At 43.3% G+C, this 22,158-nt stretch carries 13 protein-coding genes; 8 read left to right on the top strand and 5 right to left on the bottom strand.

What is annotated here, in order from left to right; genetic code table 11:
* Positions 1 to 90 precede the first annotated feature (90 nt).
* The 3 genes from AC59JO_RS26415 to AC59JO_RS26405 form a co-directional block, all read right to left on the bottom strand.
* A complete protein-coding gene (locus AC59JO_RS26415) occupies positions 91 to 1,479 on the bottom strand; it encodes a glycosyl hydrolase family 18 protein (RefSeq protein WP_497309235.1) in 1,389 nt (462 codons plus the stop codon).
* Between the two features lie 195 nt (positions 1,480 to 1,674).
* Positions 1,675 to 3,087, bottom strand: coding sequence for a glycosyl hydrolase family 18 protein (locus AC59JO_RS26410; RefSeq protein WP_497309234.1), 1,413 nt, complete (start codon positions 3,085 to 3,087; stop codon positions 1,675 to 1,677).
* A gap of 367 nt (positions 3,088 to 3,454) precedes the next feature.
* Positions 3,455 to 4,636 carry an alginate lyase family protein gene (locus tag AC59JO_RS26405; protein WP_497309232.1) on the bottom strand — a complete coding sequence of 394 codons (1,182 nt, stop codon included), beginning with the start codon at positions 4,634 to 4,636 and terminating at the stop codon, positions 3,455 to 3,457.
* Positions 4,637 to 4,922: 286 nt separating this feature from the next.
* Between AC59JO_RS26405 and AC59JO_RS26400 the strand changes: the two genes are divergently transcribed.
* A complete protein-coding gene (locus AC59JO_RS26400; protein ID WP_413670942.1) occupies positions 4,923 to 5,453 on the top strand; it encodes an OmpA family protein in 531 nt (176 codons plus the stop codon).
* A 63-nt stretch (positions 5,454 to 5,516) separates the two neighbouring features.
* Here the strand turns inward: AC59JO_RS26400 and AC59JO_RS26395 are convergent, their stop codons facing one another.
* Complete coding sequence (locus AC59JO_RS26395) at positions 5,517 to 5,984, bottom strand: DinB family protein (RefSeq protein WP_413670943.1); 468 nt, start codon at positions 5,982 to 5,984, stop codon at positions 5,517 to 5,519.
* A 213-nt stretch (positions 5,985 to 6,197) separates the two neighbouring features.
* Between AC59JO_RS26395 and AC59JO_RS26390 the strand changes: the two genes are divergently transcribed.
* From AC59JO_RS26390 to AC59JO_RS26360, 7 genes are all read left to right on the top strand, one after another.
* A complete protein-coding gene (locus AC59JO_RS26390; RefSeq protein ID WP_497309229.1) occupies positions 6,198 to 7,910 on the top strand; it encodes an arylsulfatase in 1,713 nt (570 codons plus the stop codon).
* Positions 7,911 to 7,956: 46 nt separating this feature from the next.
* Positions 7,957 to 10,434, top strand: coding sequence for a glutaminase family protein (locus tag AC59JO_RS26385; protein WP_497309227.1), 2,478 nt, complete (start codon positions 7,957 to 7,959; stop codon positions 10,432 to 10,434).
* A 340-nt stretch (positions 10,435 to 10,774) separates the two neighbouring features.
* Entirely contained in the window at positions 10,775 to 13,891 is a 3,117-nt protein-coding gene (locus AC59JO_RS26380) for an AsmA family protein (protein WP_497309225.1), read from the top strand.
* A gap of 160 nt (positions 13,892 to 14,051) precedes the next feature.
* A complete protein-coding gene (locus AC59JO_RS26375) occupies positions 14,052 to 15,695 on the top strand; it encodes a tetratricopeptide repeat protein (RefSeq protein ID WP_413670947.1) in 1,644 nt (547 codons plus the stop codon).
* A 258-nt stretch (positions 15,696 to 15,953) separates the two neighbouring features.
* Complete coding sequence (locus tag AC59JO_RS26370) at positions 15,954 to 18,725, top strand: TonB-dependent receptor (protein WP_497309223.1); 2,772 nt, start codon at positions 15,954 to 15,956, stop codon at positions 18,723 to 18,725.
* Positions 18,726 to 18,759: 34 nt separating this feature from the next.
* A complete protein-coding gene (locus tag AC59JO_RS26365; protein ID WP_413670949.1) occupies positions 18,760 to 20,013 on the top strand; it encodes a right-handed parallel beta-helix repeat-containing protein in 1,254 nt (417 codons plus the stop codon).
* Positions 20,014 to 20,074: 61 nt separating this feature from the next.
* Positions 20,075 to 21,175 carry a phytase gene (locus tag AC59JO_RS26360; RefSeq protein WP_413670950.1) on the top strand — a complete coding sequence of 367 codons (1,101 nt, stop codon included), beginning with the start codon at positions 20,075 to 20,077 and terminating at the stop codon, positions 21,173 to 21,175.
* A gap of 278 nt (positions 21,176 to 21,453) precedes the next feature.
* Here AC59JO_RS26360 and AC59JO_RS26355 read toward each other — a convergent pair whose 3' ends face one another.
* A complete protein-coding gene (locus tag AC59JO_RS26355; protein WP_413670951.1) occupies positions 21,454 to 22,014 on the bottom strand; it encodes a thioredoxin family protein in 561 nt (186 codons plus the stop codon).
* Positions 22,015 to 22,158 lie beyond the last annotated feature (144 nt).

Below are 22,158 nucleotides of genomic sequence, written 5' to 3'. Positions count from 1 at the left end.
GCAATAAAAAGATATACAATACTTTGAAAAGCAGCCGGGGCTATGATACTGAAATCATAGCCCGGCCTTTTGTATAAGCAGTTAATAGTTTTATTGATTTAAACCAAAAGCTTCCCAGCCCGATGCTGTGGCCCGGTTACAGGTCATGGCTTGCGTACCGTTTTCGCTGGAAATGAATTTGCCGTTGTTGCCACGCAGTGTTATTTTGCCGTCGGTGGTAACTATCCAGTCAAATTTTTCCCAGTCGCCAGGTGTGTTACGGTTACAGGTGATGGCTTGTGTGCCGTTCTCTGATGATACGTATTTACCCATGCTGCGCAGATAGATTTTGCCGCTGCCTGCATCAAGCACAGTGAAATGTTCCCAATCGCCCGCTGTTGCCCGGTTGCAGTTCATAGCTTGCGTGCCATTTTCGCCACTTACGTATAGGTTGTTGAAGCCTTTAAGCGAAATAACGGTACCGATTGGCGGAGATGATGGCGGCGTTGTGCTGCCGTTGATAACAGAGTTAATGGCCGAAAGCAATGAGTTGGAACCTGTAACATCCTGAGATAGTTCCCACATCATAATACCGCCGCCCTGGTTAATGGCCAGGGTAGTTTTGCTTTTAATAGTTGGGATGCCGTTGTAACCAATGCCATTCCAGGTATCTGAATTAGGACTGCCGCCTCCGGCAAGAATATCTGCATAAGAAGTGTAAGGTTCCCTGCCATAAAACGGAACTCCCAAAATGGCTTTAGCCTTTGGCAAGCCGCGACCGATCCAGTAGTTTAATGATGTTTGTGCCAGTGAGTATGGTGAGTGGTTTGAGCCATCGCCATCATAAGCCATCAGGTTAAGGAAGTCGACATAACCAAATACGCTGTTCAATACACTTGAGCCATCACTTGATATCACTGCTGCGGTTAACAATTTACCCTGGTTGTGAAGCGCTGTGCTTAACTGCGACATTAAGGCGGCATAGTTGTTAGCCGAAGCGCCGTCATCAGGATATTCCCAGTCGATATCGATGCCATCCAGGTTGTATTGATTGGCAAAGTTGATAAGATTGTTAACAAAATTGGTACGGGATGTTGCGTTGGCAGCTAATGTTTCAAATGCGCTGTCGTCGCCATTATTCCAGCCGCCAAATGATACCAGTACTTTTACACCATTGGCATGGCCGGTTGATACCAGGCTTTGCAGCTTGGATACATTATCTACCGCGCCAATACCGCCCGACGGAGTAGGCGCCACAAAAGCATAATTAACATGGGTAAGTTTTGAAAACTGAACGGAGCTTACCGCACCGGCCCAGCTTGGCAAATAGCCTACCACTTTAAAGCCGGGTACAGCATCAACTGCTACAGGTTTTTGAGAACTGTTATCAACCGGGTTATTAGGCTGATTGGGTGAAAAATTGTCTTTACGGCATGATGAAAGCGCGAAGAATACTACTGCTATGCACCATAGCAGGCGGGAGTTTAAAGTTGTTTTCATAAAGGTGGTTTATTGGTAAACGGATTAAGGCATAAGTCTTAAAATTCCCTCCCTTGGGAGGGGCGCGTAGGGATAGAGCGATAGCAGGGAGGGGTTATACGCTTTGCCTATAACAGCATGTCATCGAACCCCCTCCCTGCACCCTCCCAAGGGAGGGAACCGCTCGTCCCCCCTGCTTTAATAATATTTTTTTTTCTACTGATTCAACCCAAAAGCTTCCCAACCTGATGCTGTGGCCCGGTTACAAGTCATGGCCTGGGTGCCGTTTTCGCTGGAGATGAATTTTCCGTTGTTGCCGCGCAGGGTGATCTTGCCGTCGGTGGTAACTATCCAGTCAAATTTTTCCCAGTCACTTGGGGTTGTGCGGTTACAGGTGATGGCTTGCGTGCCGTTTTCTGATGATACATATTTGCCCATGCTGCGCAGATAAATTTTGCCATTGCCTGCATCAAGTACGGTGAAGTGCTCCCAATCACCGGCGGTTGTGCGGTTACAGTTCATGGCCTGGGTACCGTTCTCGCCGCTTACGTATTTGCCGTTAAAGCCTTTAAGTGATATAACAGTGCCTATTGGCGGTGTATTTGGTGGTGTGGTAGTGCCGCCTGTGATAACCGAGTTAATGGCCGAAAGCAGGGAGTTAGCCCCTGTTGCATCGCCGCCCAGGTCCCAGATCATCATACCGCCGGCCTGGTTAAGCGCCAGCGTGGTTTTGCTTTTAATGGTTGGGATACCGTTATACCCAAAAGTTTGGAAAGTATCTGAATTAGGACTGCCGCCAATAGCCAACACGTCAACATAGTTCATGGTCGAATAATCGTACCGGTTATCCCTGGCATAGAATGGAACACCCAGTATGGTTTTGGCAACAGGTAAACCGCGTCCGGCCCAGTAGCTTAAACAATCAACTGCCGACTGATAAGTTGAATGCTGGAAGTTGTTATCATCATAATCCATGATGTTGATCCAATCCAGAATGGAGAACATATTATTGGTAACATAGGTTGCTCCGACCGAAATGGAAGCAATGGTACAAACCCTGCCACTATTGTGCATAGCTGTTGATAACTCCTGCAGCAGTAAATAAAAATTATTGGTTTCGGTACCTGCCGATGGGAACTCCCAGTCGATATCTACCCCATCAACATTGTACTGGTTACAAAAATTAACCATGTTATTAACAAAAGCAGTACGGTAGCCCGAATTAGCTACAATAGGGTGGAAGGCATCGCCACCACCACCGCCGCCAACAGATATAATTACTTTAACATTGTTATTGTGCGCGTTTGATACCAGGGTAGTGAATTTGGAAAGGTTATCAAGCGGGTTCAGCCCTCCGGTATTGGTGGGGGTAAGGAAAGCATAGTTAACATGGGTTAATTTGCTGTACTGTACCGTATTTACGTCGCCCTGCCAGCTGGGGAGATAGCCAACTACTTTAAATGAAGCAACCGGCACTGCGTTGTTAACAGCTACTGTTTTATTGCTGTTGTTGGTGTTAGCGTCGCCACCGGTTTTAAACTGGTTCATGTTATCCTTTTTACAGGATGATAGTGCCGCCATAGCGACCAGGAATAGCCCAAGGAGGTAAGAGTTAGATTTTGATCTCATAAGTTAAGTTTGTTAAGTGGTTTTTGATGTATTATTTGGTTTATAAATAAGCCGGGCAATAAAACACAAACCTGTTAACCAAATTCATGATACTTATGAATATCATATACTAATATCAGGAAAGACGCGTTAATAGGTGTAATAGATGTTTTGGTATGAGTAAAATTATATAAACATCTATTTATAAATACCTAATAATAACCTCAATACGATTTAATCGCAAGCGTAGTAGTGCTTTTGTAGTGCAATTTTAACGGGGGAAATCCACCTTTTTAGCAAAGAAATATTTTTGTGATACGCTTAACTCACAGTTATATATTATTATAGCAGGGGAAAATGAGCTGCTGGGGTAAATCGCTTACCCGGTTTAAAGCCAGATAAGCGGGTGCCTGATGGGTAAATTGCGGATAACTTCTTCAACCTGAGGGTTATGGTCAAGTTTTTGCCAGGTAGTAAGCCATGTATTTTCATGATATGCATTAGCGCCAAACAGCAGGAAAGGTTGTGCAACTGGCCAGTTGTTCCAATACATTACATCTGGCTTTAAAGTCCACTTGTTTTTGTCTGCTACAAAGGGGTAAAGGTAGCTTATTCCTTTTTTGATGGATTTGCCATCCGGTGTTTCAAAATTCCATAAGTTATCCTGTGAAGTTGAAAGGATCTGGCAAAGCATGGTCATGGCATCAAGATTGAATATTGAATAGCCATACGGCTTGGTACGTGCAAGCTCTAAAGGGAAGCTACCGTCAGTTCCCATTTGGCGGGGAAGTAATATATTTTTATATCTAAAACGTATGGAATCAAGCACTACATCGTTTTTACATAGTTTGGCAAATGAGGCTACCTGCATGGCCCAGCAGGTGGCATGGTTGTTTTTGACATCTCTTTCCTGCATGCCCGGTTTGCTGGTCATGAGCCATTGGGTATAGTCGGCAAACCATTTTTTAGCACTGGCAACGGTTTCAGCATCCATGGCTTTTTCCATCACAATAATGCCCTGTGCAACTTCCATCAGGTGAATGGTATCGATAATGCCATAATTACGACCGGTAAATTGCCCTTTAACTGCCTGTGCAAACCATAGGCTTGGGTTCATCATGGTTTCAGGATCAATAAACCAGGCTTTGAGGTGGATAACGGCCTGTTTAACATATTTTACATCGCCGGTTAATTTATATGCTGAAGCCAACGCGCCGACGATCTTGCTGAAGCGGATCATTGCTTTGCGGTGTTCCACAAAATTATCCGGGTTGGTCATGCCATCACGGTTTATGTACGGGCCGTCGGGATTTTTTGGATCGGGCCAGAAATAATCGGCTTCCGAAAAAAAGTCGTGCTTACCACCCGCACTTCTGGGTGAAGATGACGCTGTAACGGTAACCGGTTGCTGCTGCATGGCCCAGGCAGCTTCGGTCATGATTTGTTTTTTGAGGATTTGTTCGGCAGCTTTTTCTGCAGGAGATTTATCTGGCTTGGCTTGTTCAGGCGTAAACGCAAATTGCGTGAGGGTTGTAACAGCAATTAAAATTGCAGCAAATAATTTTTTCATGGCGATGGTTTACAAAGGTGCCGGCAAGATAAGAATAGCCAAGGGAATTGGGTTGGTATTTTTAGTGTGTAGGGGATTTGCAGAGGCTTTTTTTAACGACAACGTTGAAGTAAGAGACTCTTAAAGGCGATTCTTCATCAGGATTTGCAGGTCCCAAGGCAAATGGCATAACTATTGATTAAATAATCTACACCCGTATGTAAAAAGCGTTGTTTAACCATAAAATTATGGTTGGGCACTATAAACATTATGCCAACGTTTTTTATGTTTACGCAAATCATTAGATATGAAAACTCTAAAAACACCTTTATTAGCTCTTGCAATAGCTGTTTTAGCTATCACTACCCAGGCCTGCAAAACCAAAAAAGCTGTGGTACAAACACCGCCCCCGGCTCAGCCAGCACAACCTGCAACACCTCCGCCTGCTCCAAAACCAGCACCAACTCCGCCGCCGCCACCTGCTCCGGCTCCGGAAAAACCAGATTATAATTTCACCAATATTCAGTTTGAGTTTAACTCTGCAGTGTTAAAAACTGCATCTTATCAAACTTTAGATCATATTGTTAAGGAATTGAAGTTAGACCCATCGGCTAAGTTTATTTTAAATGGTAATGCTTCTGCCGAAGGTACCGCCGAGCATAACATGTCATTATCTGTTGACAGGGCAAACTCTGTAAAATTGTATTTAGTTAACAGTGGTGTTAACGGCGATAACCTGACTGTAAAAGGTTGGGGCGAAAGCAAACCGATTGCTGATAACTCTACCGAAGAAGGCCGTGTACTTAACCGTCGCGTTGAAGTGAAGTTGGCACAGTAACAAAAAATTTAATAATAAAGTATAAAAGGCAGCTCATCGGGTTGCCTTTTTTGTTGGATAAAATTATTCGGTACCGTTAACTAATTGAAAAATGGTAAACAGGTGATGAGCCTCGTGCAGTACAAGAAACTCAGCCCATTTTAAAATGGTAAGCCTGCCATATTTAGGGTGCACTCCAATACGAGACAGTTCTATTTCATTAAGCCCCGATAGCTGATTGACGATAGTTGTTCTGTCTGTATTAATGATATCAAGTAGTTCGGCCAAAGGCATTAACCTGAATGGTGTAAAATCCGGGTCGAGATCTCCGTTGTACCGATCAAAAACAGGTGTATCTTTATTAAGGATCAGATGTATGCGGGCTATAAATATTTTCTGGTATCGGGCAAGGTGGGCTATATTGTCTAACGCGCTCCATTTACCGGGCGCAGAAAGTTTGGTTAGCTTATCATTGCTGATGTTAGCAACCAATTGTTCGATAGTAAGGTGCTGGGTTTTTAATCGTTCGGAAAGGGAGATGTATAAGCTCATATGCTTGATGGACACAAAGTTCATCACAAAAATGATACGATTTTACCAATAATTGAGCCGTTTTGTGTAAAATGATTGCCTTAATTTGGAGTTTGCAAAACTGTTCGTTGTGCTGTATATGTTCATGCATAGCAGCCCCGGACATTTTAACCATCCTGCTTTTATTGAAAACATAAATTTAACCGGCCCTGGTGCAAGGTAATATGATCGCCTATGAATAAATGTAAACTGTATGCCGGTTTATTTTGCGCCGGTGCAATAGCGCTTGTTTCGGGTGCATGGCAGGCTAAATCAGCAAAGCAAGTCAAGCAGGCAAAGAAGCGACCTAATATTATAGTCATCATGGCCGATGACATGGGCTTTTCTGACCTGGGTTGTTATGGCGGGGAGATCAATACACCCAATGTCAATTATCTTGCTCAAAACGGCATCCGTTACCGGCAATTCTATAATACATCACGTTGCTGCCCAACAAGGGCTTCCCTGCTTACTGGTTTATATAATCAGCAGGCTGGTATAGGTAAAATGACCGATGCCGAAGACGAACCCGGCTACCTTGGCCATATTACTGATAATGCGGTTACTCTGGCTGAAGTGTTGAAATCTGCCGGTTATCATACGGCCATGTCGGGCAAATGGCATGTGTCAAATACCAACGGTCAGCCTAATGCACAGGATCAGTTAGCCTGGTTAAACCACCATAAAGATTTTGGCGATTTTTCGCCTATCAGCCAGTATCCAACCAGCCGTGGGTTCGAGAAATTTTTCGGAACCATTTGGGGTGTGGTTGATTTCTACGATCCGTTTAGTTTGGTTAGCGGTACCACGCCTATTAAAACAGTCCGCAAAAATTACTATCATACAGATGCTATTAACGATACGGCGGTAGCTTATATCAGGGGCTATGCTAAATCGTTAAAGCCATTCTTTTTGTACGTTGCCGAAAACGCACCGCACTGGCCGTTAATGGCAAAGCCAGAGGATATTGCCAAATATAAAGACGCCTACAAAGGTGGCTGGCAGGCAATCCGCGAAGCGAGGTACAAAAAAATGGTGAAGCTTGGCCTGATCGATCCGACAAAAACTAAACTATCCGACCGATGGAATGGCGACCTCCAATGGGAGAATAACCCTGATAAAGAGTGGGACGCTATGGCGATGGCTGTTCATGCCGCCATGATCGATAGGATGGATCAGGGCATTGGCCGCATCATCAAAACATTGAAGGAAACCGGTCAACTGGATAATACGCTGATTGTTTTCCTGTCGGATAATGGCGCCAGTGCCGAAAACTGTGCTGCTTATGGTCCCGGATTTGACCGCCCAAATGAAACTCGTGATGGCCGTAAAATAGTTTATGCTACAAAAAAGGAAGCATTGCCTGGTCCGGAAACTACGTATTCATCCATTGGTCCCCGCTGGGCAAATGTGGCTAATACCCCGTATGAGTATTGGAAAGCCGAATCATACGAGGGCGGCATCCACACCCCGATGATTGCCTTTTGGCCAAAGGGAATTACTGCCAACAAAGGAGGTTTTAATGACCATGTAGGGCATGTGATGGATTTCATGAGCACTTTTGTTGAGCTGGCCGGGGCTCAATATCCTAAAACTTATAAAGGGCATAACATCCCGCCGACTACGGGCATTAGTCTTGTACCAAGCTTTAAAGGCAAACAAACTCGCGGTCATGAGGATTTGTTTAACGAACATTTCGGCGCGAGATACGCCCGTTCAGGAAACTGGAAGCTGGTATCGCTAAGTAATGATACAACCTGGCATTTATATGATTTGTCGCAGGATAAAACTGAAACTACCGATCTGAAATTAAAACATCCGGAAAAAGTGCACCAACTGGATAGCCTTTGGCATAACTGGGCAAACATACACCAGGTTTTTCCAAAGCCGGGTAATAAGAGTAAATAGTAAAACCCAACAATAAACATTAAAACCAAAAAGTAAAACGTAGTTTATGAATCGCATTTTCAAAAAAACGTACCTGCTCGTTTCCGGATTAGCAGCATCGTTTGCTGCACAAACAGCGTCGGCTCAGGATAAGATGCCTTCTTATCCATTGATCACGCACAATACTTATTTCTGTGTTTGGTCGAACACTGATAAGTTAAACGAATCAACCACCAAACACTGGACAGGAAAAGACCAATCATTATTGGGTTTGATTAAGGTTGATGGCAATTACTACCGTTTCATGGGAGCATCAGCCGTTAATTATAAAACCATTTTGGCGGCTACCGACGAAAAATCATACACCAGCCAGTACCAGGCCGAGACAGCCCCGGCAGCAGGTTGGGAAAAACCGGGTTTTAATGATCAAAGCTGGAAAAGCGGCACCGCCCCATTTGGCGATGAGCGCGCAAGTAAAGGCACCGACTGGAGAGGCAAAGACATTTGGGTTCGTCGTAAATTTAATGTTGCTGAATTGCCGAAAGGGCGTTTGATGCTGAAGATCTATCATGATGATGAAGCTGAGGTATACCTGAACGGGCAACAGATTGCTGCTGAAGGCGGAGCTAACGGCGATTTTGAAACCGTTGCTTTACCGGCCAGCGCAAAATCAAATTTAAAAGTAGGCGAAAACGTTTTGGCTATCCATTGTAAAAACACTGGTGGTGGCTCATTTATTGATGCCGGTTTGGCCGAGGAAGTGTTGAGCAAGGATGACGAAGCCGTTAAACTGGCCGGGCAAACGAGCGTTAAAGTTACTGCTACCCAAACAGTATACAACTTTAAAGCCGGTGATGTGAACCTGAAACTTACTTTCACCTCGCCATTGATTATAAACGATTTGAAATTGCTTACTACCCCTGTATCATACATCACTTATCAATTAAAATCAACTGATGGTAAGGCGCATGACGTTCAGATTTATCAGGGTGTATCAAGTAACCTCGCTGTAAACACCCCGTCGCAGGAAGTTACAGCATCAAAATACAGTCAGAATGAGCTTAAACTGTTAAAAGCAGGTACTGTTGAACAACCTGTGTTACAGAAAAAAGGTGATAACCTGCGTATTGACTGGGGCTATGTTTATGTTGCTTCATCAACCGCGGGAGCTAAACAATACATCACTCCCGAAGGTGATGCAGTATCATCATTCCTGGGCGCACAAAAAGGTGAGGCTACAGCTACTGGTAAACAATTAATGTTAAGCACGGTATTGCCATTTGGTAAAGTGACCGCTACTCCGGTATCTAAATTTATTTCTGTTGGATATGACGACATCTATGCTATTCAATATTTTAAAACCAACTTAAGGCCATGGTGGAGAAACACCCCGGGAGCAACTATTGAAGGTGTACTGAGCGATGCTACCAAAACTTACGCTAAAGTAATAGGAACATGCGCAAAAACAGATGCGAAGATCTGGGCCGACGCAGTTAAAGCCGGTGGGGAGAAATATGCTAAGTTATGTGTTATGGCTTATCGCCAAAGCATTGCTGCGCATCAGTTGGTTAAAAGTCCTGAGGGCGAATTGTTATTCTTATCAAAAGAGAATTTCAGCAATGGTTCTATCAATACAGTCGACATTACTTACCCTTCGGCTCCGATGTACCTGCTTTACAACCCTGATTTGTTGAAAGGTATGATGAACGGTATCTTCTATTTCAGTGAAAGTGGTAAATGGAACAAACCTTATTCATCACATGATTTGGGCACCTATCCATTGGCTAACGGCCAAACTTATGGCGAGGATATGCCGGTAGAAGAAAGCGGTAATATGATCATCCTAAACGCTGCCTTGGCAAAAGTTGAGGGTAACGCCAACTATGCTAAAAAACACTGGAAAACATTAACCACCTGGACGGAATACCTTGCCAAATCGGGCTTTGATCCGGGTAGCCAATTGTGTACTGATGACTTTGCCGGTCACCTGGCGCACAATGCTAACTTATCTGTAAAAGCTATCGTAGCTATTGATGCTTATGGTGAATTGGCGGGTATGTTAGGCGATGCCGCAACAGCTAAAAAGTACAAAGCAATGGCTAAAGACATGGCTAAAAAATGGGAAGAAAGAGCCAACGCCGGCGACCATTACGGACTGGTGTTTGACAGCAAAGATACCTGGAGCCAAAAATATAATATGGTTTGGGACAAAGTGTTGGGCTTGAATTTGTTCCCTCAAAAAGTGTACGATACTGAGCTTAAATACTATCTGGCGCACCAAAATGAATTTGGTTTGCCATTGGACAGCCGTAAAACCTATACAAAAAGCGACTGGATCCTGTGGACAGCAGCCATGGCCGACAACAGAGCCGATTTTAGCGCTTTAGTTGCCCCTGTTTATAAATTTGCCACTGAAACTTCATCGCGTGTACCCTTAAGCGACTGGCATGAAACTACCAATGGTAAAATGGTAGGCTTCCAGGCGCGTAGCGTAATTGGTGGTTATTACATGAAAATTTTGAGGGATAAGTTGGCGGCGAAGTAAGCGCTGATATTCTTTTAACTTGACAAAGGGCCCGTTTTCGCGGGCCCTTTGTTGTTTTATATTTCTCCTTGTGCTGGTCGAAGTTTAGCGATAGCGCAACTTCGTCCCAAAATGATGGAAGCATCCTGCTTCTGTAACCCGACTGCCCACTTATTTGTAGCGGTTAAGCTGAAAGCTTAACCTGTTTTAGGACGAAGTTACGCTATCGCTAAACTTCGACCAGTACAAGTACCACTTGGCCTCTTCCTTACTTTCCCCTAACATTACAATCATCATAATTTGATATCTAATAATTAGGTTTTATGATTACTTTCATGCTTCGTTAGCTATAATAATTTCTATGCCGTTCCCTTTGAAAAAAATATTGGTTAAAACGCTTAAAATAAGCGCTATTACCGTTGTTAGTTTATTGCTGCTGATGTTCCTGTTACCTTATCTTTTCCCGGAAACGGTAACTCAAAAAATAAAACAATGGGCGGCAGGCAGCGTAAACAGTAAGCTTTCGTTTTCGAGTACGCGCCTATCTTTCTTTAAAAAGTTCCCATCGTTAACGCTTACACTTAATGATTTTGTGCTGAACGGCAGTGCACCCTTTCAGAATGATACGCTGGTTTCGGCTAAAGAAATTTCACTGGCAATTGATCTTTCGTCGGTGTTTAAGAGCAAGATCAACGTAAACAAGATCTATCTTGACCATGCGCTGATCAACATCCAGGTTGATAGCGCCGGTAAAGCCAATTATAACGTTTACAAGTCATCACCTCCCAAACAGGATAACAAAGCTGATACTGCCAGTGCATCGTTAGGAATTGAACAAATCCTGATAGACAAAAGTCATTTGGTTTATGACGATCGTTCACTGCCGATGCAGATCAATGCGCGGGAACTTAACTATAAAGGCAGCGGCGATTTAAGCAAGGATATCTTTGACCTTTACAGCCACGTGGATGCCGCTTCAGTAGATTTTTATTACGGCAACAAGGCTTACGTGCTGAAGAAAAAAGTAAATGCTGACCTGGTTACCAGTATCAATACCAAATCATTGGCCTTTGCATTTCAAAAAAACGACCTGCTTATTAACAAGCTCCCGGTTAAATTTAAAGGCCGGTTTGAGTTCCTGAAGGATGGCTATGATATGGATTTCAAGATCAGGAGTGATCAGAATGATCTTGGCGATGTTTTTACCGCCATCCCGGATGAATACGCCAAATATGTTGATAACATGGATATCAGCGGTAATGGCATCATCCAGCTGGATCTTAGCGGAAAGTACATCGCCTCAAAAAACATGATGCCTAACCTGAGCATCAGTATGAAAGTGCGCGATGGTTCCATCGTTAACAAAAGTACTCCCGCACCGGTTAAAAACCTGTACCTGAACATGGATGCCAGTTTGCCGGGGCTTAATCCTGACAGCTTAAACGTTAATATTGATTCGGTTTACTTCAATATTGGCAAGGATTACTTTGGTTCGGTATTGAAATTAAAGGGGATTAAATCGCCATATATTTATGCCAAGGTGAATACCGAAATTGACCTGGAACAATGGTATAAAGTTTTCGGAATTAAGCCATTCCAGGTAAAAGGAAGGTACGGCTTGCATTTGCTGGCTGAAGGTAAGTACACCACCGGCATCAGGAAAACGGGCTTAAGAAAAAAGGTTGATACGGTGATCACCAGTATCCCTCAATTTAAACTTAAGTCAACATTTAGGAACGGGTATTTTAAATATACCAAACTGCCGCAAGCCATCAATAATATCAGTTTTGACCTGGATGCCGCCTGTCCCGATCATAATATTGCCAATGCTACTATGGATGTGCGTAACCTGAATATTAACGCGCTTAATAATTACATCAAAGGCTATCTGAAACTCAGTAATAAAGCAGGCGCTTTGATTGATGCCGGTTTGAATGCTAAATTTCATTTAGATGATATAAAACAGTTTTATCCTATTGATAGCATTGATTTTCGCGGTGATTTTGATGCTAATCTGCAAAGCAAGGGCAGATATATCCCTGCCCGCCGGATCTTCCCGGTTACTAATGCCGAGATCAACCTGAAAAACGGCTACATCCAAACCAAGTACTACCCGCACCCTATGCAGAATGTACGGGTGAGCGTGAATATATTTAATAATACGGGTTCATTAAAAGGCCTTAAGGTGAATATCAAACCGGTTTCGTTCAACTTTGAAGGTCAGCCATTTTTGCTGAGGGCCAATCTCCGCAATTTTGATGACCTTGATTATAACGTGGCCTCACGCGGTAGGCTTGACCTGGGTAAAATTTATAAAGTTTTTGCTGTGAAAGGATACGATGTAAATGGATTTGTAAGTACCAACTTTAAACTGAAAGGCAAACAAAGCGATGCTACCTCGGGTCATTATGATAAACTGGACAACTCAGGCAGTATGAAGGTGAAGAATATCAAACTTACCACCGAGTTGTTCCCTAAGCCATTTTTTATTACCAATGGCGTATTCAGCTTTAACCAGGACAAAATGAAGTTCGACCAGTTTAAGGCCAACTACGGTAAATCGATAGTGGCGCTTGACGGTGCTTTATCCAATGTGATAGGTTATGCTATGCAGCCAAATTCACCGCTAAAAGGTGAGTTTAATTTGAAGAGTGACCTGATCATTGCCGATGATTTTATGGCCTTCGCAGGTGTACCTGCGTCTGCCAAGCCAACCAAATCATCTGGGGTAATATTGGTGCCTTCCAATCTCGATCTTAATTTTGCTGCCGATGTTAAAAAAGTAAAATATAACGGTTTGGATATCAGTGATGCCAAAGGTGCAATGAATATCACCAATGGGCAGATCGTGCTTAAGCAAGCCGGATTTAGCCTGATAGGGGCTCCTGTTGTTATGGATGCAACTTATGGTAGCATCAACCCGCAAAAGGCGTTTTTTGATTATCACATTAATGCCAAAGAGTTTGATATTCAAAGAGCTTACCGTGAGATCAAATTGTTTCATGACATGGCAACTTCGGCCGAGCATGTACAAGGTGTTGTATCTTTAGATTATAAATTGGCCGGCAAGCTTAACAGCGATATGAAGCCTGTTTATCCGTCGTTAAAAGGCGGTGGCGTACTCTCCGTAAAACAGGTTAAGGTATATGGGTTGAAGCTACTGAGTGCTGTAGGAAAACAAACCGGGCACGACAGTGTTGGCCACGGCGATGTGAAAAAAGTAGATATCAAATCAACCATTGCCAACAACATCATGACCATCGAGCGCACTAAAATGCGCATTGCCGGTTTCAGGCCAAGGTTTGAAGGCCAGGTAGGTTTAGATGGTAAACTAAACCTGAAATTCAGACTGGGACTGCCGCCTTTCGGCATTTTTGGTATCCCGATGACCATTACAGGTACCCAGGATAAACCTATTATCCATTTGGGTAAGGGTAAAAAGGAAGATGAGCTAAAAGAAACGCAGGACGATGAATAGAAGCGGGTTGAGCGGCCTGATTAGTGTAATATAGTTAACATGCTGCGGTTTGTTAACATTAAAGTAACATTGAAGTGCTTCTTTTGTATGCTCTTTTGACGCTTTAGTGGTTAAAGAGTGGCTTCTTTCGCTTAAAGATCACCCCGCTCAATTTTCAGATATGATTAAACGCTACGCCAGGCTTATTCAAATAACGCTGTATCTGTTTTTATTAATAACTGGTACAACGGTTTTGGCTCAGTCAAACAAAACTGACCGGTTTCAGGAACTGCAATTACAGGCCCAGCAGCATCCCGATTCAGTGCTCCTCGTTCTTAAAAAGATCCATGCCGATGCAATTCAGGATAATGATAACCTTACTGCGGGCTTGAGTCTGCAGCAAATGGGGCAGATCTGTTTTAACCAGGGGCATTATGCCCAGGCCCTTGATTTTTATTTACATGCTGATAAGGTATTCGGGCAGATAGGTAACAAAGATTTGATGGCCGAAAACTGGGGCAAGATGGGGATCCTGTATTATTACAACCGGCAGTCGGACAAATCATTTCAATTATACAACAAGGCACTCAATCTTTACAAGACCACCAATAATAAAAAAGGACAAGCTGAAATTTTCGGTGCAATAGGGCATCTCTATGAGAAACATCATAAGTACGATAGCTCTTTTTACTACCAGCGCCTGGCACTGAACAGCTATCAGCGCATAGGTGATGATTATGGACAGGCAAAAATTTACGAGAACCTGGGCAGTATCCATGAAGACCTGGCCAATTACGATTCATCATATTCCTGTTTTAAAAAGTCATTAGAAATCTATAATAAGTACAATAACGAGGTTGCCAGCATTGAGGTGATCAATAACATCGGCGATATTTTACGAAAAACCGGCAAATATGAAGCAGGGATTCTGCAATCGCGCAAGGCATATGCATTATCATTAAAAACAGGAAACCTGTACCAGTTAGCTGCCTCCTGCCGTGACCTCGGGAAATCATATCAGCTGCTTAACCGTATGGATAGCGCTTATCATTACCTTGAACTGAGCCGTAAGTATTCGCTTGATGTATACTCAAGAGAAAGTTTAAAGCAGACCTCGTTTTTGCAGGTGCTGTATGACATGGATAAAAAGAGTGATGAAATTGTTCGCCTTAACAATATCCGCAAAACCAACCAGATAATTACCATTGCAGGTATTTTGATATTTATGCTACTTGTTGTACTTGGGTTTGTGACGTTCAGCAGGCAGCGCCTTAAAATGCGCGACCAGCGCGCCCTGGCCGAACAAAACCGGTCCATATTTGAAGCCCAGCGCGATTTAATGGAGCTGGAACTTAAGAATAAACAGCTACAGGAAGAAAGCCTTAAGCAGCAACTGGAACTTAAAGGGCAAGAACTGTCATCGCACACATTAAACCTCATCAAGAATAACCAGTTGTTGGAGAGCATGCGCAATACGCTGCAGGATATGGTGAAAGAGGATAAGCGCGATCAGAAACGTCAGATGCAGCAAATCATTCAGCAAATAAACCAAAGCTTTAACCATGAGCAACATTGGAAAGAATTTACTGTTGCTTTTGAACAGGTTCACCAAAGCTTTTTTGAGAAGCTGAAGCAGCAGAGCAATGATCTTACCTCAACAGATCTACGTTTGATTGCCCTGCTGAAAGTTAACATGGATTCAAAGGATATTGCCGGTTTATTGGGTATCTCTATTGATAGTTTACGCGTTGCCCGCTACCGTTTACGCAAGAAACTCAATATTGATCAGGGTGAAAACCTGACCACTTTTATACAGGCTCTGTAGTTTAATTGCCGCTGATTTCTTTGTCTTTTTGCGGCTTAACATTAGCTTAATGTAACGGTAACTGAATGATAATGGAGGTTTGCGTTTTTGTTATTTATTTGAAAATCAATTGATTGAAATTTTATGCTGCTGTTGCGTATACGCCTCATGTAACGCTGTTTCCTTTTTGTAACGGCATGTTTTAGCAAATGTATTGTTGGTTTAAACACTTTTGCGCCGTCAAAAAGCAAATCACAATTGCATTAATCGTTTCGCAAAATGAAAAAATACTTACAATCATTATTATTCATGCTGTTATGCGTTACCGCCGCTAACGCAACCAAGCTAAAAGGGCATGTTTATGACCGTAAAACCGGCGAGCCTATGGTGGGGGCCACCGTAAGCCTCGACCGAACGAAGATTGCTACGACCACCGGTTTGGATGGCTCCTTTGAGTTAAAGGATGTGCCAAAGGGTTCATATACCGTTAGGGTATCTTACATTTTGTACACTACGGCAACGCAACAGGTTGAAATAGCCAAAGATGATAACCCGCATCTGAAAATATACCTGGAAGAAGCCAATAAACAATTACAGGAGATCAGCGTAGTGTCGCAAAAAAACGGCTCGACCGAAAGGACAGCCCGCCGTATTGAGCAGCAGGCCACACAGGTAATGAACATTGTTTCGGGCAGAGCTATCGAAGTTTCTCCCGATTTAACGGTGGCTAACGTGATTTCCCGCGTATCCGGTGTATCGGTTGAACGTAATACCAATGGCGATGGCCAGTATGCCATTTTACGTGGTATGGATAAACGCTATAACTATACTCTGGTAAATGGCATTAAAATACCGAGCCCGGATAATAAATACCGTTACGTGCCACTTGATATTTTTCCTTCAGATCTGCTATCAAGGCTGGAAGTTTATAAAACGCTTACCCCAAACCTGGAAGGCGATGCCGTTGGTGGTGTTGTTAACATGGTGATGAAGGATGCCCCGGAGCGCTTTGAAATTAACGCAAATATCGCGGGTGGCTACAGCCAGTTGCTTCTTGATCGTAAGTTTATGAGCTACGATTATTCAGGCATCAACCACAAATCGCCTTATGAAATAAACGGCAAAACATACCAGGCAACCCAGGCCGATTTTGGTACCGGCACTTTAAACTATTCGCTTAAGCACCCTGCACCAAACCTTGTTGGTAGCTTATCATTAGGTCAGCGCTTTTTTAGCAATAAATTGGGCGTGTTGGTAGCTGGTAGCTATCAGAATACTTATCGCGGTAGCAACAGTGTGTTTTACAACACCAAAGTAGTTCCAACTGCCGAGTACGCCGCTGTTACCAGCCGGGCCGACAGGCAATACTCAGAACAACAAAAGCGTTATGGCTTATTTTCAAAAGTTGATTACGTGATAAACAGCCGCAGTAAACTGAGCTTGTTTAACACTTATGTTAACTTAACCAATATCCAGGTCCGTGATGAAAAATCTACCAGCTTTTCAACCGATTATGATCCGGATAAAGGAAATGCGCAGTTAGGATATTCAACCCGCAGCCGTTTTACCGAGCAACAAATTTACAGCGGAACGTTGCGTGGTGATCACAAATTATTTAACGATAAACTTAAGGTGCAATGGTCGGCAGTTTATTCTTCGGCCGAAAACGAAGTGCCAAATAATACCACCATTAGCCTGAATGGTGTGCGCGAAAACTTTGTAGACAGGCCTACCTATTTAACCAACGGTACCTCGCTTACCCACCGTTGGGAGCGCAATACCGACGAGGATAAAGCAGGTTATTTAGACCTTACCTATACCACGCCAATTGGAGGTGTTAATGTAGATTTCTCTGCCGGTGGTTTATATCGTGATAAAGAACGCAGCAGCTTCTATAACAACTACAATCTTACTGCTGCCAATCCAAGTGCATTGTACGGAACAGATTTTACAAACTATACCCAGCTGAATTTTAACGTAACCAACCCGGCCGGCGCGGTAAATAATTCCTTAACCAACGATGCATCTGAAAAAATCGGTGCTGGTTATGGTATGTTTAAATTCACCACAAAAACTATCCAGGTAGTTGGTGGTGCACGTGTAGAACATACAGACCAGGGTTACAGGATGCTTTTCCCGCAGGGCGAGTCAAGGCCAACAGGCAATCAGAAATATACCGATGTATTACCGAGCTTAACGCTGAAATACTTCCTGACTGATAAGCAGCAGTTTCATGCTTCTTACTTTAAATCAGTTAACCGTCCCGGCTTTTATGAGCTTATCCCGGGCGGAAGAATTGGTGATGAGTACAACGAGCGTGGTAACCCTGATCTTAAACATGCCGTTGCCGATAACTATGACTTAAGGTACGAGTTATTCCCTGATGCAAGCACTCAGTTATTAGCAGGTGCATTTTACAAAAGGATCACCAATCCTATTGAGTACAGCTTCCAGGCGGATGCAACACGCGGCCAGGATACTTATTATGTGCCAGGTAACTTTGGTACAGCTAAAAACTACGGTTTGGAGCTCGATTTCATTAAATTCTTTAACAAGTTTGGTGTAAAGGCAAACTATACCTACACGCACTCGCGCATCACTACGCCTAAAGACACTTATGTAACTGATGCTACTACTGGTGATACCCACAAAATTTCGGTAAATCAAACAAGGCCATTGTATGGTCAGTCAGAGCATATCGCCAACCTTTCATTGTTATATAAAGACACCAAAAAGGGCTGGGATGCGCAAATTGCCGGAGCTTACACAGGGCCACGTATCAACACAGTATCGCAGTTCCTGAACAATGACCTTTGGCAGCGTGGCTTTATCCAGATGGATGCATCTGCCGAAAAACGTTTCAAAAACAACCTGAGCGTATTTATCAAAGCGGGTAACCTGCTTAATACACCGGCTAAATTGTTCCTGAAAGGTACCAACCCGGAGAATGCAACATTGAAAGATGATAACATCGTAGCAAACGGACAAACGCTTATCCGCAGCGACTACTACAAGCAAACTTACCTGATAGGCGTTCGCTATAAACTTTAAATTAATTTATCAACCATAAATAAAAGGCATTACAATGAAACTAAAACAAATATTTGCAGTAATGCTGCTATCGGCCATAGCCTTTAGCAGTTGCAGAAAAGCTAATCTTGACGTTGATGCAAGCTCTGGCGACGGATCAGCAAGCGGTGAAGTATCAGGTGTTTGGGCTAAAGGCAGCACGCAGATCATTAAAGGTGATATCATTATCCCCGAAGGTAAATCGCTTACTATTGAAGAGGGTGTAACCGTACTGATGGATACCATTGCCAAACCTGAGTTTATAGTAAAAGGCAACCTGTATTCATTAGGTACTGCCGAAAACCCGGTAAGGATAACTGTAAACCCGGCATATCGCACCGACGCCAAAAAATTCGGTAAAATGTGGGGCGGCATCCTCGCAGCTAAAACCTGTGCCGAGCTGGTGCTTGACCATACCATTCTGGAGTACGGCGGCAACACTACATCTGATGGTTCAACATCAGTAAAATTAGGCCTTTATAAAGCTGTTGCCGGCGAAAACTTACCTGCCCTTTGGTTTTCAAACGTGAATGGTAAATTGATTGTTGTAAACTCAACTGTGCGTAACTTCCAGGAAGATTGTACTTATATTGAAGGTGGTAAGATCATTTTTGCCAACAATACTTTTTACACTACCGGCGTTACTGGTGGCGAGGCCATGAACTTTAAATCGGGCTGTTTGGCCGATGTTGGTTTCAACCTTGTTTATAGTGCCAACACCAATGCCTTGAAATTATCAAACTCGGGCGACCGTGACCCGCAGGCTTACATCATCTGTTATAACAATACCATGGTGAATACCGGCTGGCGCAGGCCATCGGCTAAAGGTGGTTCTGTTTGGCTGGAGAATAACGTTCGTGCTGATATCTATAACAACCTGTTTGCAAACACCCGTTTTGGTATCAAACGCGATACTAAATCAACCGAAGATAAACGTACCGTGATCAGCAATAACCTTTACTACGGTTATGATCAAACTACGGTAAACCAGTTCCAGCCATCAAAGGATATTATTGGCGGAGTAAATGAGATCAAGGGTACCAAAGCGGGCGATAACGATCCGAAATTTGTGAACTATCCCGAATCAACTCCGGTATTGAATGCGGTTTATGATACCAATTGGGATTTTCATTTACAAAGCGGTTCTCCTGCTTTAAATAAAGGTGTAACCAACTTTACCCGCCACCATGCTGCAGGTATCACCGTAAACGGGATAACTTACGTTTCTCCTGATCCGGCTACTTATATCGGCGCCTTCGGAACAAAATAAATTAACTCATCGCAATGGTTCTGCATACTCCTGCAGGATTATTTTTTATTACTAATGATCAATGAATAAACTGAGCAAATTAGCTTTTGTAGCACTTGCTGTTGCCATAGGTAATGCCGCTTGCGGTCAGAGCCAGGTACATAACAGCAAAGCACTTACCATTCCCGGCAGTACAGCATCCGAAATAAAGCCGGTAGTAATTACCGAAGCTGTATTATATGACACCGACGATCCTGCTATATGGGTTAACCCGGTTGACCCTTCTAAAAGCCTGATCATCGGCACCGATAAAAATAGCGAAGGTGCCCTTTTTGTGTTCGATCTGCAAGGTAAGATTATTAAAGATAAAGTTGTACGCGGCTTGAAACGCCCGAACAACGTTGACCTGGCCTATGGTTTAATGCTTGGCGGCAAACCAACGGATATTGCTATCACCACCGAACGCATGACCCACAAACTCCGGATCTATTCATTGCCAGATATGAAACCGGTAGATAACGGGGGCATCGATGCCTTTGTTGGCGAAACCGGCTTTGAATACCGCGATTTGATGGGCATCTCTATCTACACTGCGAAAGACGGAAAAATGTACGCTATAGCGGGCCGCAAAAATGGCCCGCAAACCGGCGGATATATCTGGCAGTATTTGCTTGAGGATGACGGAACCGGTAATGTGAAAGCCACGCTGGTACGCAAGTTCGGTAAATACAGCGGCAAAAAGGAGATTGAATCAATTGCTGTTGATAATGAGCTGGGTTACATCTATTACTCAGATGAGCAGGTAGGTGTTCGCCAGTATTATGCCGATCCTGAAAAAGGCGATCAGGAACTGGCAATATTCGGTACATCGGGTTTTAAAGCCGATCACGAAGGGATTTCCATTTATAAATTAACTGACACAACTGGCTACATCCTGGTATCTGATCAGGGGGCTAACCGCTTCCAGATCTTTAGCAGAGAGGGTACCAAGGCAAATCCTTTTGAACATAAGCTGCTGAAAATAGCCAATGTAGCCGCAAGGGAAAGTGACGGTAGCGATGTAACCGCTACTCCATTAAACGATACCTTTAAACATGGTATCTTCGTGGTAATGAGTACCGATAAAACTTTTCATTATTACCGTTGGGAAGATATAGCAGGCAAAGAGCTTAAGGTAAAATAACAGGACAAAAAAACTTCTATGTGTCCATATCTTTTTTATTGTACTATTATATAAAAAATGTCATTTCGACGAACCCAGGGTGGGATTTATGCGTTGGAGGCGAGGAGAAATCTTCTACGCCCTGCTTTTACAGGCATAGTTGCAGAGCCTGAAGTAGAAGATTTCTCTTTCGCCCCGTCGTTCATGCCCATCCTGCTCTATCGAAATGACATTTTTTTAATTGTGTACGCACAATAGCCTTTGGATAGGGTTTGCATGAAAGTTGTTTCCCCCAAAAATCATAATATCTGATTAATTATCTCTAAAAACTCCAGCTGAAAACTTACGCCTTTATCTTCATTATACCATTTCTGGAGCGCTATCTTTTTTTCGCTCATTTCAACGTGGTCTTTAACCATTTGCAGGTATAAGCGCTGGCATTCTGCTGGCCGGGGACCCCAGGTGCCGAGATCTTGATTGTTTTCATCTGCAATAATAATTTTCGGTATTGACCGGGTACTATTGGTAAGATAGCTCTCAATCAAAAACGGCGGAGAATCCCTTAGCTGATAATCAACCTTGATGAGCGGATTCAATTCCGAAAGACGATGCAGGAAGGGTATAGTATGCGATGCATCGCCGCACCACGCTTCGGTAATAACCGTCCATACTTGTGGTTTGCTGATCTTTTCAATGGCGGCTGTCAAATCAGGGTTCAGTACGCCAACTTTTAACCATCGCTGCTGGCGCGACCAATTTAGCTTTGTATAATTTAAATAATCCGGGTTGTCATAAGGAGCCGGCGGATTAGGGCTGTTCAAAATATCGAAAAATAGCTGCTGATATGCTGTGAAATCCATAATAATTGCATTTGGCGCCATTTATGGCAATTCCTTTTACGACATGAAATTAAATAATGTACAGGTGAATTTTGTTGATGTAGGTTAATTTCGATAACCTTTACAGGGTTATGATAAAATGTGCGATATTTCCTTTATCCATAA

The sequence above is a fragment of the Mucilaginibacter sp. A5337 genome, from assembly GCF_059690695.1.
Note: the sequence above shows the minus strand (reverse complement) of the source record. Positions and strands in the feature narration are given on the sequence as shown.